At 61.3% G+C, this 12,383-nt stretch carries 14 protein-coding genes; 9 read left to right on the top strand and 5 right to left on the bottom strand.

The genetic code is table 11. The features are described 5' to 3' along the window. The first annotated feature begins 98 nt into the window (after positions 1–98). From ABD002_RS05185 to ABD002_RS05195, 3 genes are all read left to right on the top strand, one after another. Positions 99–251 (top strand): DUF3096 domain-containing protein, encoded by a 153-nt coding sequence (locus tag ABD002_RS05185; protein ID WP_343787885.1) that lies wholly within the window; start codon positions 99–101, stop codon positions 249–251. A 106-nt stretch (positions 252–357) separates the two neighbouring features. Then, positions 358–504 carry a DUF3309 family protein gene (locus ABD002_RS05190; RefSeq protein ID WP_425545123.1) on the top strand — a complete coding sequence of 49 codons (147 nt, stop codon included), beginning with the start codon at positions 358–360 and terminating at the stop codon, positions 502–504. Between the two features lie 9 nt (positions 505–513). Further along, on the top strand, positions 514–1,554 hold the full coding sequence (locus ABD002_RS05195) for a diguanylate cyclase domain-containing protein (RefSeq protein ID WP_343787889.1): 1,041 nt from the start codon (positions 514–516) through the stop codon (positions 1,552–1,554). Here the strand turns inward: ABD002_RS05195 and ABD002_RS05200 are convergent. From ABD002_RS05200 to ABD002_RS05210, 3 genes are all read right to left on the bottom strand, one after another. Further along, positions 1,548–2,024, bottom strand: a complete 477-nt coding sequence (locus tag ABD002_RS05200; RefSeq protein ID WP_343787891.1) for a DUF5329 family protein — start codon at positions 2,022–2,024, stop codon at positions 1,548–1,550. The genes ABD002_RS05195 and ABD002_RS05200 overlap by 7 nt on opposite strands. 21 nt (positions 2,025–2,045) lie before the next feature. Further along, positions 2,046–3,410 carry a phospholipase D family protein gene (locus ABD002_RS05205; protein ID WP_343788055.1) on the bottom strand — a complete coding sequence of 455 codons (1,365 nt, stop codon included), beginning with the start codon at positions 3,408–3,410 and terminating at the stop codon, positions 2,046–2,048. A 498-nt stretch (positions 3,411–3,908) separates the two neighbouring features. Next, positions 3,909–4,169 carry a hypothetical protein gene (locus ABD002_RS05210; protein ID WP_343787893.1) on the bottom strand — a complete coding sequence of 87 codons (261 nt, stop codon included), beginning with the start codon at positions 4,167–4,169 and terminating at the stop codon, positions 3,909–3,911. Positions 4,170–4,297: 128 nt separating this feature from the next. Here ABD002_RS05210 and ABD002_RS05215 point away from each other — a divergent pair, with 128 nt between their 5' ends. Then, complete coding sequence (locus ABD002_RS05215; protein ID WP_343787895.1) at positions 4,298–5,566, top strand: Nramp family divalent metal transporter; 1,269 nt, start codon at positions 4,298–4,300, stop codon at positions 5,564–5,566. A gap of 15 nt (positions 5,567–5,581) precedes the next feature. Here the strand turns inward: ABD002_RS05215 and ABD002_RS05220 are convergent, their stop codons facing one another. After that, on the bottom strand, positions 5,582–6,829 hold the full coding sequence (locus ABD002_RS05220) for an AI-2E family transporter (RefSeq protein WP_343787897.1): 1,248 nt from the start codon (positions 6,827–6,829) through the stop codon (positions 5,582–5,584). A 149-nt stretch (positions 6,830–6,978) separates the two neighbouring features. Here ABD002_RS05220 and ABD002_RS05225 point away from each other — a divergent pair, with 149 nt between their 5' ends. Then, positions 6,979–7,146, top strand: a complete 168-nt coding sequence (locus tag ABD002_RS05225; RefSeq protein WP_343787899.1) for a DUF1328 domain-containing protein — start codon at positions 6,979–6,981, stop codon at positions 7,144–7,146. A gap of 181 nt (positions 7,147–7,327) precedes the next feature. Here the strand turns inward: ABD002_RS05225 and ABD002_RS05230 are convergent, their stop codons facing one another. Continuing rightward, entirely contained in the window at positions 7,328–8,314 is a 987-nt protein-coding gene (locus ABD002_RS05230) for an OmpA family protein (RefSeq protein WP_343787901.1), read from the bottom strand. 289 nt (positions 8,315–8,603) lie between these two features. Here ABD002_RS05230 and ABD002_RS05235 point away from each other — a divergent pair, with 289 nt between their 5' ends. The 4 genes from ABD002_RS05235 to ABD002_RS05250 all read left to right on the top strand — a co-directional run bounded on the left by ABD002_RS05235 (position 8,604) and on the right by ABD002_RS05250 (position 12,369). Beyond that, entirely contained in the window at positions 8,604–8,888 is a 285-nt protein-coding gene (locus ABD002_RS05235) for a hypothetical protein (protein ID WP_343787903.1), read from the top strand. A gap of 14 nt (positions 8,889–8,902) precedes the next feature. Then, positions 8,903–10,225, top strand: a complete 1,323-nt coding sequence (locus ABD002_RS05240; RefSeq protein WP_343787905.1) for a hypothetical protein — start codon at positions 8,903–8,905, stop codon at positions 10,223–10,225. Next, a complete protein-coding gene (locus tag ABD002_RS05245; RefSeq protein WP_343787907.1) occupies positions 10,222–10,803 on the top strand; it encodes a hypothetical protein in 582 nt (193 codons plus the stop codon). Before ABD002_RS05240 ends, ABD002_RS05245 begins: the two co-directional genes overlap by 4 nt. 336 nt (positions 10,804–11,139) lie before the next feature. After that, positions 11,140–12,369, top strand: coding sequence for an FG-GAP repeat domain-containing protein (locus ABD002_RS05250; RefSeq protein WP_343787909.1), 1,230 nt, complete (start codon positions 11,140–11,142; stop codon positions 12,367–12,369). Positions 12,370–12,383 lie beyond the last annotated feature (14 nt).

Raw genomic sequence — 12,383 nt, forward strand, 5'->3', positions numbered from 1 at the left:
ATCGAGCATCGTTGGAGAATCGTCCAATGTTCGCTACCGAACGGATTGCGGCGCCTCGCTGGCATACCCTTCGCCTAGCGTACAAGAGGGATAGCACCGTGAATTTGCATCTGAGCATTGGTCCGCTGGTCTCACTGATCGCCGGCATCCTCATTCTTGTCATGCCGAGGCTGCTGAACTTCATCGTCGCGATTTACCTGATCATCATCGGCCTGATTGGGTTGTTTGGCGCTGGAACTATTCATCTGTAGCGGTAGCAATTGAGCAATCCGAGCATCCGCTGTCCGGCTCGACGCAAGAGTCATCGAGCGCAACGTGATGGATTGGTGTTCGAGGAGAAATGAAATGACACTTGGCATGATTCTGCTAATCGTTCTGGTTCTGCTGTTGGTCGGCGCAATTCCCAGTTGGCCACATAGCAGAGGATGGGGTTACGCCCCCAGCGGAGGGTTGGGCGTCGTATTGCTCGTCGTCGTCGCTCTGCTGGTCGTTGGTCGGATCTAAGAATTCACTATGGCGGCACGCTTGGTGACATTGGCTACGGAGACAGAGCGACCGCTGTCGACTATTCCCTCGGCAGATCGCCAAGGACTTCAATGCGTCAATCCTGCCGAGGAAGAACGGTCTTTCGGCACGCGGTCGCGCACGGCGGCATTCGAGGCCATACGTGGCGTCAATGGTTGCTCGAACGCGCTGATAGCACTGGCGGTGAGACTGCGCACGGGCTCAACGGGACCGGCGTCGCACGCAACGCTTGAGCAGTCACGGGCGGTGACACGTCTGGTCGAGCCGGATGTGATCGCCTGCGCGCTCGAGTTGCAGAGGTTGACAGTCCTATTGGAGAAGGACGTTCGTCTTGGCCATCGCCTGGAGTTCGAGTTGCTGGCCGTGCAGCGCGACCTGCGGCAGGCACGTCTGGACCTCCTGGACAGCCAAATTCATAGAGAACGCGCCCAGCACACAGCGTTCCACGACGCGCTGACCGGACTTCCGAACCGCACTTCCTTTGAGGAGCGGTCCAGCCGCGCATTGGCACTCCACGAACCCCAAGCTCGAGAGTTCGGCCTGATATACATTGATCTTGACGACTTCAAGTCGATCAATGATGTTCATGGTCACGGTGTCGGTGATGAACTGCTCAAGGTGATCGGGTGGAGACTCATCCATGCCGTGCGCATGGAGGATTCGATCGGCCGTCACGGTGGCGATGAGTTCGTGTGCCTGCTGCCAGACGTTCAAAGCGAGGAACAAATCGCATCGATCGCTCGGAAACTCTTCGACGCAATATCCGCACCCTGTGTGCTTGGCGCGCTCACACTCTGCGTGCAGCCGAGCATCGGCGCGGCTCTATATCCCCGGGACGGAACCACAGTTGAGGCATTGCTGCAGAGCGCGGACAGCGCCATGTTTTGGGCCAAGAGCCATCGGCTAGGCCACGCCTTTTACAGCCAAGTGCCGGAGAAATGCAGTTTCCAGTATGCCGGTCGGACTCTTCCCGAATCGACGACAAAGCAGCCGCCGCTACCGGAAGCACGCGATCGCGTTCTCTATTGACGCTGCTTCTCTTGGGCCCCGGCGCCTCCGCGGACGTCATCAGCCGCCTTCGTCTCGTATTCCACGAGCTTGTAGTGCAGAAACGTTGCCGATTCGATGGTCCGGCCATCTCGGAACCTGATCTCGTACTTGATGCCAGACATCGATGAGCCGGTTCCACAATAGGCAATGAAATCTTCCGCAGTCCTGACGCGGTCGCTGGCATAGCGGAGCTTCAGACGCAGGTGCTCGGCCGCGCGTTCAGCATCGTATTCGTTGTCGTTGCGGATGAACGTTGCATCGTGCAAGGCGGCAACCGATGCAATGAGGTACGCGATCTTCTGTTGCTCGATAGCCTGCTGGCCAAACGCCGGCGTTACCAATGCAGCGAAGAAAATCCACGTCACAACCACCTTGTTCAAGAGCCTGCTCCTCTTCCGGCAGCCGTATTCCACCGTGCGTTCCGTCTGTTTGGCGCCCGAACGATTCATGCTCGCATTCCTATCTACTGCTTAGAGCAGCCCTTCAATCGGCAGGAGCTTGAGGATCACCACTTCCAGGCGGCGTTTCATGGTGGCATCAGGGTCGCGGTCATGGATCACCGGCTTGTCGCCATCGTTCGCCTGCCATTGCATCTTTCCGACATGAGACGTGCTTTCCGGCGTGGTTAGCACTACATGGTAGGCATTCGCGGGCAGCGTAGCAGTGTCGAAGAACTGCTTAACAGCGTCCGCCAGCTGCGGACAATCGACGATGACGCCCATCTCGGTATTCAGCAGTTTCGAGCGTTCGTCCATGTTCATCGAACCGATGAACACCAGTTGCTCGTCAACGACGATCGCCTTGGCATGCAGACTGACGCCGGACGATTTCCCTGCCGCGGTCGCCGGCTGGCTTGTGCCGACGGCGGCGCGCAGTTCGTAGAGTTGCACCCCGCCTTCGAGTAGCCCGCGCCGATAGCGCGAGTACCCCGCATGCACAGCGGGTTCGTCCGTGGAGGCCAGCGAATTCGTGAGCACCTTGACGGCCACACCGCGCGCGGTGAGGCCAGTGAGATAGCTCGTGCCGTCTTCGCCGGGAACGAAATAGGGAGATATCAGCAGCACATCCTGCTGTGCCTGGTCGGTCATCGTCTTGATTTGCGGACCGATGCGCAGTGCGGGCTCGTCCTTGTCGGTATCCAGTTTCTCCGGCTGGTCGGCAACCAGCATGGCAGGTCCCCAGAACCACGCGCCGGGGCGATCCGCGGAAGGGCCATCGGGAAGCTCGTCCAGTGTCGCCTGGGCGTAGTCGGACTGCGCAAAAGCGCGCGCGTCGCGGCCGAGATCCGCCCGCAGCTGTACGAGATCGTAGTGGCTGGCGTGCTTGCCGCGAAAGGCCGTGACCGGATAGGCCGCGTCGCAATTCCAGTATTCGTCGAACGCATGTGAAGCCTCCTGAACGACGGGCCCGACTGCGATCAGGTCGAGGTCGCGAAACCGCGTGTCGTTGCCTGCGTCGAAATAGTCGTCGCCGATGTTGCGGCCGCCGACGATCGCCACCGTGTTGTCCACGATGAACGACTTGTTATGCATGCGGCGGTTGAGCCGGTGTGCGTCGAGCAGGAATTGCGTGACCCGCGACAGCAGGGACGGATTGTGTGTGTGGAACGGATTGAACAATCGGACCTTGATGTTCGGGTGCGCATCCAGCGCATCGAGCATGTCGATGGCGTCGCTCAGGTTGATGTCATCAAGCAGGATACGTACGCGCACGCCCCGATCTGCAGCCGCCAACAGTCGCTGCGCGACCAACCGTCCGGTCTCGTCGTTGTTGAAGATGTAGTACTGCAGGTCGATGGAGCGTTTGGCATGGTCGGCCAGTGCGATGCGGCTCATCAGCGCGTTGGTGCTGCGCGTCAGCAGGCGGAAGCCAGATTTGTCGAGATGCTGGTCGACTTCAGACCGGATGTACCGCGCACTCGGCGTGTTCGTTGTAGGCGGCAATGCCTGCGACGGTTGCTTCACGAAGTCGGTACGCAACGACGAACACGCGCCGAGCGCAAATCCGAGAATAACCAACGCGACGATACTGCCGACACGTCGCCAGTACGCAGCGATGTCATCGAAGGCACTGGCCAAACGTAGCGTCACAGGCTAACCCCAGGGATGCGTGCACCTTGTACCTTGGCCGCGACGCAACCGATACGACGACAATCCAAACTAGCTATCGTCCTAAGCATGTCATGGGAGCGCATGGAACCCTCGCGGTATTACTTGGCTCTTTTCTGCTGAGGATCCGACGGCACCGAACTCGCACCTACCGAAAAGTCCAGCGACGAGACACAGCGCAACGGGGAACCAGGAACTGCGGGCATTTTTCGTCGCGTACTAAGGTCACCCCACCCGCTGCATACCCTTGCGCCATAGCATTTGGTCGATCCGATCGAAGTCTTGTCGTAGGTCATTCGACTGATAGCTAAGGGTGGCACGATCGATGTATTGCTTTTCAACGTGAATGCAAGAGATGCCTTCGATGGCGGCCAGAATACTGATGGCTTCCGCACCGATAAGATACGAGCCATTGGATGTCGAAAGTCGCTCAATCACGATTGTGGCGTGCATATCGCCCCCTTGATCTGCCAACCATACGCGCATGCACATGAATGGGGAGCACGGAAACTCCGATCTCGCGATTTTCGACGGACGCCGGGCGCTATCATGCGCTCGAATCAGGGGGTCATAACGAGCGTGCTTCCGCATTGCGCTATCCATAAGCAATTGCCATGACGGCCAGAATGCGAAAGCCGTTCACTTTGCGACGCGTTGTGGAGGCGATCGGCCCGGGCGTCACCACGGGTGCGGCAGACGACGATCCTTCGGGTGTCGCGACCTACACGATCGCCGGCGCGCAGCTCGGCACATCGCTGCTCTGGACGGCATGGCTGACCTGGCCGCTGATGGCGGCGGTGCAGATGATGTGCGCGCGCATCGGCATGGTGACGGGCATGGGCTTGGCCGGAGCATTGCGCCAGAAATTTCCGCGCTGGACGATTGCGCTCGCCTCGCTGGCCCTGTTGGTGGCCAATACCATCAATATTTCCGCGGATCTTGCGGGCATGGCGGATGGCGCCCACATGCTGGGTGGTGGTCCACCCGGCGTCTGGGTGGTCGTATTTGGACTGGGCATCTGTCTGGCAACGGTGCGGTTGCGCTATGCGCAAATTGCCGGGGTGCTTAAATGGCTCGCTCTCGTCTTGTTTGCCTACGTCATCACGGCTTTTATTCTGAAGCCGCATTGGCGGGAAGTCGTGGGTGCATCATTCAGCCCCTCCTGGCCCCGAGGACATCTGATGTGGGCGACGCTCGTTGCCATTCTGGGCACGACGATCAGTCCCTACCTCTTTTTTTGGCAGGCCGGTCAGGAAGTCGAGGAGCAAAAGGCGATGGGTCGCCGTATTGCTACGCGCACGCGCAGGCCCACGCAGGATGAAGTGATCGATCGGCGCATCGACATCACGCTCGGGACACTGTTTTCGAACGTCGTCATGTTCTTCATCATCCTGACCGCCGCACTGACGTTCCACAAAGCCGGCATCACGGAAATCAGCTCCACCAAACAGGCCGCCGAAGCCCTGCGGCCTCTCGCCGGCGATATGGCCTACTGGCTCTTTACACTTGGCATCGTCGGGACCGGACTATTGGCCATTCCAACGCTGGCCGGCTCTGCGGCCTACGCCTTCGCGGAAACGTTCCATTGGGCGTATGGCCTCGACAACAAGCTCAGACAAGCCCGCGCGTTCTACGCCGTGTTCGTGTTCTCTACCGTGGTGGGCATCGCCATGGATTTCATCGGCATCGATCCGATGCGCGCGTTGTTCTGGACAGCGGTCGTCAACGGACTGCTGGCACCCTTCCTTCTCGTCGGCATTCTGCTTGTCGCGACCGATCGGAAGATCATGCGCGATCAACTGAGTTCGAAGTTGACCCGCGTCGTGGCCACGATTGCCACGATCCTGATGTTCGGCGCGGCGATCGGGATGTTCGTTTTTTGACGCGGCTCTGGCTTGCTACTCGGCAGGCTCGGCGCGGGTATCACCCATGAGCACCGATATCCCTCGCAGGGAGGGGAGGTGCTGGCACAGGATCCGGAAGCAAGCCAGCAGCGGGCCAGCCAGCAAGATGCCCGTGATGCCCCACAAGGCGCCCCACAGCAGCAACCACACGAAAACGATGACGGGATTGATCGCCAGGCGTCGACCGATAACGATCGGGCTGATCAGCTGGCCTTCGACGAGAGCGATCGCAAAGAACGCGCTGGGTACCGCCAATGCGTGTCCCAGCGAAGGAAACGTGGACAGCCCGACCAGCGCCAGCGTGATGAGCGTGAGCGTCGGCCCCACATAAGGCGCGAAATTCAATATGCCGGCCAGTACGCCCCAGAGCAGCGCATTGGGCACCCCCATCAGTGCCATCGCCAGCGCCGTCGCCAACGCAACACCCAGATTGATCGCGCTGATTGTGAGCAGGTAGCGCGACATCGCCTGCTGGATGCCACGCGCAATCCCGACGACCACCCTCTTTTCGTTCATACCCGGCGATGCCTCGACCAGACGGCGCAGGAACGTGTCGCCGGATGAAAGAAAGAAGTACACCAGCAGCAAGACGACAGCGATCTTGCCCAGTGCATGTGGTGTCTCCGCAACCATGGCATTCAGCATGCTTGGTTGCTCTTTCACGACGACTTTGCCTTGGGATGGTTGCGTCAGGTCGGCGAGTTTCTGGGTCGCCTCTCGCGCTTGTTGGATGGGCCCGCGCAAATGCCGAAGCCGCTGCTCGATCGACTGGAAGGTCGCTGGCGCGCTGGCCATCCAAGCTTGCGCAGGACTCGCCAGGCTGGAGATTCCCTCAACAACGCCTCCGACGATGAGCAGCACCATGACGAGGCTGCCGATGGCGCGCGGCACACGGATACGTTCGAAAAGCGTCACAACCGGCGAAAGCAGCAATGAGAGGAGGACGCCCAGGACCAGCGGCACCAAGATGTCCTGCGCCAGATAGCAGGCATAGGTACAGATGATCCCGAGGATCACCAGCACCGATCGCGTCAAGATTCGAAGATCCCTGGCAACGTTGGACATTGGATTCTCACCCACAAAACGAACGTAATCCCGGTAGGCATCGGCAGCCGTGGCGGCAAGGATGGTTTTGCCGCAGCAGGGTTTAGAGTGCCGCTGGTGCGTTATCGCGACGTGAGCCGGCTCGATCCATGGACCGCGATGGCGCTCCTGCTCGACCGCCTTGTAAAACTGATGCAATCAATACCTGAATCCTGGAGAAACACATGGCTCGTGCGTGCGTCGGCGTACAGAGCATCGCAAGCATGCAAGCGCATCGTGATGCGGGTTGGCGAAATGGCGCAGCCGCTGACCGTTCATCCAAGTGCGCTTCTCCGAGGAGAATTTCCATGTTGCATTACGCCGTTGTATTTCTGGTGGTCGCCTTGATAGCCGCAGTTCTTGGTTTTTCCGGTATCGCTGCTGGCGCGGCCAGCATAGCGAAGATCTTGTTCGTGGTCTTTCTGATTCTGTTTGTCGTGTCGTTGGCTGCTGGACGCCGTGGTCGAGGTGTTTGAGATGGTTGCGCCGAGATGGCTGATCGGCCGGAGTGTTGATTTTCGTTGAGAGCGCGAGCGGTTACCTGGTCAATTTTGGACGCGCGAACAAACCTCGCACTCATTTCGCGTTGTGGCGCGGGACCGGCATCGCGAAAGGAGTGCCGCCAGTACGACCTCTGCAGCCGGATCTTCGTGAGCGCTAGCGTTTGACCAACTCGACACGTCGATTCTTTGCGCGACCATCTTCATTGTCGTTGCTTGCGACCGGCGATGACGCGCCCATGCCCTGCGCGCTGAGCCGATTTGCGGCGATGCCGTAGCTGCCGGACAAGGCCGCGACAATTGCTTCGGCACGGCGTTGCGACAGTTTCTGGTTGTAGTCCGCGCCGCCCTGGTTGTCGGTGTGGCCGGTGATCGCGAGTTTGAGATCGGCATGCTCGGTCAGCAGCTTGCCGATCTGGTCGAGTTGCGGCTTGGATTCCGGCTTGATGTCGGCCTTGTCGAAATCGAACGTGATGCCGTAGATCACTGCCTTGCCGGTAGTGATCAGGTTCTGGTCGAGCGCATTGGCAGCGAGCGACACTAGGCCGGTGTCCATCGGCTTGCTCTCGATCAGCATCACGTACACCGCGGGGCGGTGCGCTTCGGTCAAATCCGCCGCCATGACCATGACCTGCACGTCGCCCTGCGGGCGTGCCAGCTTGGCGAGCAGATAGCGCGGTCGTTCGGCGAGCGTGAATCCGTCGCTGGCCGCCGAAGTACCGGTCAGGTTGAGATGCATGATGTCCGGCGCGGTATGCAAGAAGTCGGTACCGCATTCGGTGTCCGAACAGGTCCAGGTCACGCTCATGCCGGCCTTCGCCAACGCTTCCTTGTAGTTGACGAAAACTTCCAGGGCACTGCGCGTTGCCGGCGCGAGATAGAGCAGGCGCGTGCGCTTGCCAGTCACGTTGAGCGTCTTCGGCGCGACCGGTTCTCCGGCATCGCTCTGGGTGACCGGACCGATCGGCATTGTGGCTTCCTCGAACGCCTTTTGATCGGCGCCGAACAGGATCGAGCCGGGATAGCGCGCCAGCATCGGATGATCCTTGCAGCCCTCGCAATCCGTCTCGATGTCCTGCGCCCGAGGCGTCGCCGATATCGATGCAAGAACCAGTACTGCCGCGCACAAGCCAAGCGAACGCATGGCGATCTCCCGAGCATGTCCAGAAATGGACGGACAGCCTGGGTTACGTCGAAAGACGCCGAACGCTGACAAGGCCGCGGATATCGCGCGTGTCCGCCGGGCGTCGGGCCTGGTGGTGTCGGCTGATTCCCCGTTCGCTCCGCGCAACCGTCCATGAGCGCGTGGGCGCGTGTGTCAGCAATCCCTTGCAAATGACGTAACCCCTCCATGAGCGAGGCGTTTCGAGCCGATGGCTGTTTGCTCGCTATCCGCGCAGGCGGTTGCGTCCAGCGCGAACGGGAGATGGAACATGCTACGGCTTTACACGATCACGTTGGTTCTTGCGCTTGTGACCCTCAGTGCGCTGGCCGCGTCCGCGCGCGCGCAATCGGGCGGCGGCCCATATCTAATCGATCCGGCCGTCATTGCCGGCGGGGGTGCCACGCTCAGCGGTGGTCAATTCCGCTTGAGCGGCACCATCGGCCAGCCGGCGACATCGATACTCAGCGCATCCACCTACCGCCTCTACGACGGCTTCTGGGCAGCCGCCTCGCCGAGCAGTGACCTGATCTTTGCGAACGGATTCGATCCATAAGGGAGTGATTCGCCATGCGTTACTTGTCATGCGTCCTTGCTACCTGCTTGCTCTGCGCCGATTCGGCGTTGGCGGCTCCGCTCGGCTCCGATTTCACCTACCAAGGTCAGCTCACCGACAACGGCGCGCCGGCGAGCGGCCACTACGACCTGCAATTCGCGCTGTTCACTGCTGCAAGCGGCGGCACGGCGGTCGATACGATCTCGCTGACCAATCAGACGATCAGCGGTGGCTTGATCAATGCCGCACTCGATTTCACCAATGCGCCGTATGACGGCCAGGCCTTGTGGATCGAAGTCAGGGCAAGGGCCACGGGCGGCAGCAGCTACACCACATTGTTGCCGCGGCAGGCGATCACCGCGGCTCCGTATGCGCTGTATGCGCTGAACGGCAATCCGGGACCGGCCGGTCCGCAAGGTCCGACTGGTCCCGCAGGGGCACAGGGCACGGGCGGTTCCGCAGGCGCGCAAGGTCCGACCGGTCCACAAGGTCCGGTCGGACCACCGATAGCGTTGCCTTTCAGCGGCGGCAGCTCCAGCAGCACGCCAGCATTCCAGGTTCAGAATACGGGTGGCGGGCCCGCGATGAGCGCGACCAGCTCGGGCAGCGGTATTCCCGGCGCCGCGCTCACTGCGTCAGGCAGCGGCATCGGCGCGGTCATTACCAATACCTCGACGGACACCGCACTGTTGCTCGGCAACAACGTTGCCGGCAATGGTGGGGCATTGCTCACGGCCTTCGTCCCCTCAGGGGTCTTCAGGATCGACGGACACGGCAACATCGCTTCGCCATCCGCAGCCACGTTCGGCGCCGGTGTGCAGGGAGCCGGCGGTGCGGGTACCGGTGTATACGGCACCGCTGCGGGAACAAGTGGGCAAAGCGGAGCGGCCGGTGTGTGGGGCGACACGCACGACTACTACGGGGTCTGGGGCACCAGCGTCGCCAACGCCGGTGTGGCCGGCAACAGCACCAACGCCGCCGGCGTGGCCGGAGCCAGCGTCAACAACGATGGCGTGGTCGGCAGTGGCAGCAATGGCGTTCACGGTATCAGCGCGAGCGGCCGCGGCGTCTGGGGACACAGCACGGTAGGCGATGGCGTGCACGGCGAAACGGTCGGCAATAGTGCGGCCGGCGTGGCCGGCTTCAACACCGGCGGCGGTCAGGGTGTGTACGGGAAAAGCAATACCGGCGAAGGCGTGCATGGAGAGAGCGCTTCCGGCAACGGCGTCGACGGCTTCGCTGGCCCGGCGCCAATGGCGTGTACGGATACGCGACCGGCTTCAACGGAACCGGCGTATTCGCTGCGGCAAGCAACAGCGCATACGGCTTGTATGTGAACGGCTACGCGTTCTTTGCGGGCAGCTTGAATGTGGTCGGCAGCAAGAATTTCGTCACTCCGCACCCGACCGATCCGTCGAAGGAAATCGTCTTCACGGCTCTCGAAGGGCCGGAGTCGGGAACCTACTTCCGTGGCTCGGGCCAGATAACGCGAGGCAGTGCGACGATTGACGTGCCTGAGTCGTTCCGCGATGTCAGCGCCGCCGATGGCATCACTGTGCAGCTGACCCCGATCGGGGATCTGGCGGTACTCGCTGTCGTCTCGGAAGATCTGAACCACATCGAGGTTCGCGGTTCAATGGACGTGAAGTTTCACTATCTGGTCAACGGTATTCGCGCCGGGTTCGAGGATCACCAGACCATCACTGCCAACAAGCAGTTCGTGCCGCGCGGTGCCAACGACACGCTGCTCGGCGGCATGCCTGCCGAGGCCGTCAGGCGAATGAAAGCCAATGGCGTCTTGAATGCGGATGGATCGGTGAACCTGCGGGTCGCGCACGACATGGGCTGGGATCAACGTCCCGACTGGAACCACGCGATGACGGTGACGTCGCCGCCGTCCGGTGTCTCGCACTAGCGTTCGAAGTGCGGCGCTTTTGCGCTGGTTCGCCGCCCATCCAGGCTGTAGCGTCGCCGGCGACGCTGCTCGCGACATCGTCGCCGCAGCGTTCGCTTTCTGTGTCAGCTTGCGGAACTTCGCCGGCATGCCTTCGAGTCCGGTGGCCTGCGGGAATCGTGGTCGCTTCGGACAGGGGTACACCGTTACACGCGTTCACTGACGTTCCGTCGGTGTGGCCGCCCGTCGACCCGCCAGCCCGGTGCATGTCAGTCATCCGCACCAAACAGCGTAACCCCCTGCGAGCGACGCGTTCCGACCTGATCGTCAGGCCTCGGCGTCGGATGGGAGCAAGCCATGCAAGCGATGAAGTGCAGGAAGCAGGTGTCCGGTGACCAGGCGCGTTCCGCGTCCGTTCCGTGGCGTGCATCAGTGTTGGGGTGCGCGCTTGCGGGAGCGAGCGCGTCGGTGTCTGCGCAGATTGCCTTTCAGGCCCAGCTGGCGATTGCAACCGGGCCTGCGCCGATCGCGATCGCGGTGGCCGACTTCAACGGTGACGGCAAGCTGGACTTGGCCGTGGCCATGAAGGGCAACGATCGCGTTTACCTATACAGCGGCAACGGCGACGGGACCTTCAGCTTCGCCGTCAGTTACCCCGTCGGCTCGCAGCCGATGGCGATCGTGGCGGCCGATTTCAACCACGATGGCAAGCTCGATCTCGCGACTGCGAATGCGGTCAGCGGCAATGTGTCGATCCTGCTCGGTAACGGCAACGGCACTTTTCAGACGGCGGTTGCGTACGCGGCGGGCGACACACCGGTCTCTATCGCGGCGGACACCTTCAACCCGGACGGCTACGTCGATCTGGTGGTCGCGAACGGCGGCAACGTCTGCGCGCCTCCCCTTGCACCCTGTGGGACCGTGTCGCTGTTGCGGAACAACGGTGACGGCACGTTCCATACCGGGACGACGCTTTACCCTCAATTCTTGCCGAGCAGGGTGACGACCGGGTCATTTCATGGTTCTGACAGCGACATCGTCGTAACCAGCTACGGCAGCAACGCGTTCCTCACGTACCTGGGTGATGGCGGTGGCGCCTTCCCGACGGTGCGGGGCCCGTTCGCGACCTCTGGCGCGTACGCTGTCGTAGTCGCCGATTTCAACGGCGACGGCAAGAGCGATCTCGCCCTGCCGCGGTTCAATCTGGGTGATGTTTCGTTGCAACTCGGAAACGGCGACGGAACATTTCTGGCCGCAGGCATCTTCAGCGAAGGCGCCGTCGGCGGAGGGGCGGGCAGCGCCGCGATCGGCGACTTCGATGGCGACGGTTTTCCCGATTTGGCGGTGGCGAACGTCAACGATGGGAGCATCGCAGTGCTTCGCGACAGAACCGTGGGCAACGGCGGATTCTGGGGAGCGCTGACGTTTACCGGCGGCCTCAGCCAACCGATCGCGATCGCGGTCGGCGATTTCAATCGGGATGGAAAGCCCGATTTCATCGTGGTGAACAACGCCGGCGATAACCTGACGGTCTTCTTGAACACGTCAATCCCTGTCGATCGCATTTTTGCGAACGGGTTCGAGTGAACGCCATGATCGCG

This window comes from Dokdonella soli (assembly GCF_039523175.1).
Taxonomy (GTDB): Bacteria; Pseudomonadota; Gammaproteobacteria; order Xanthomonadales; family Rhodanobacteraceae; genus Dokdonella_A; species Dokdonella_A soli.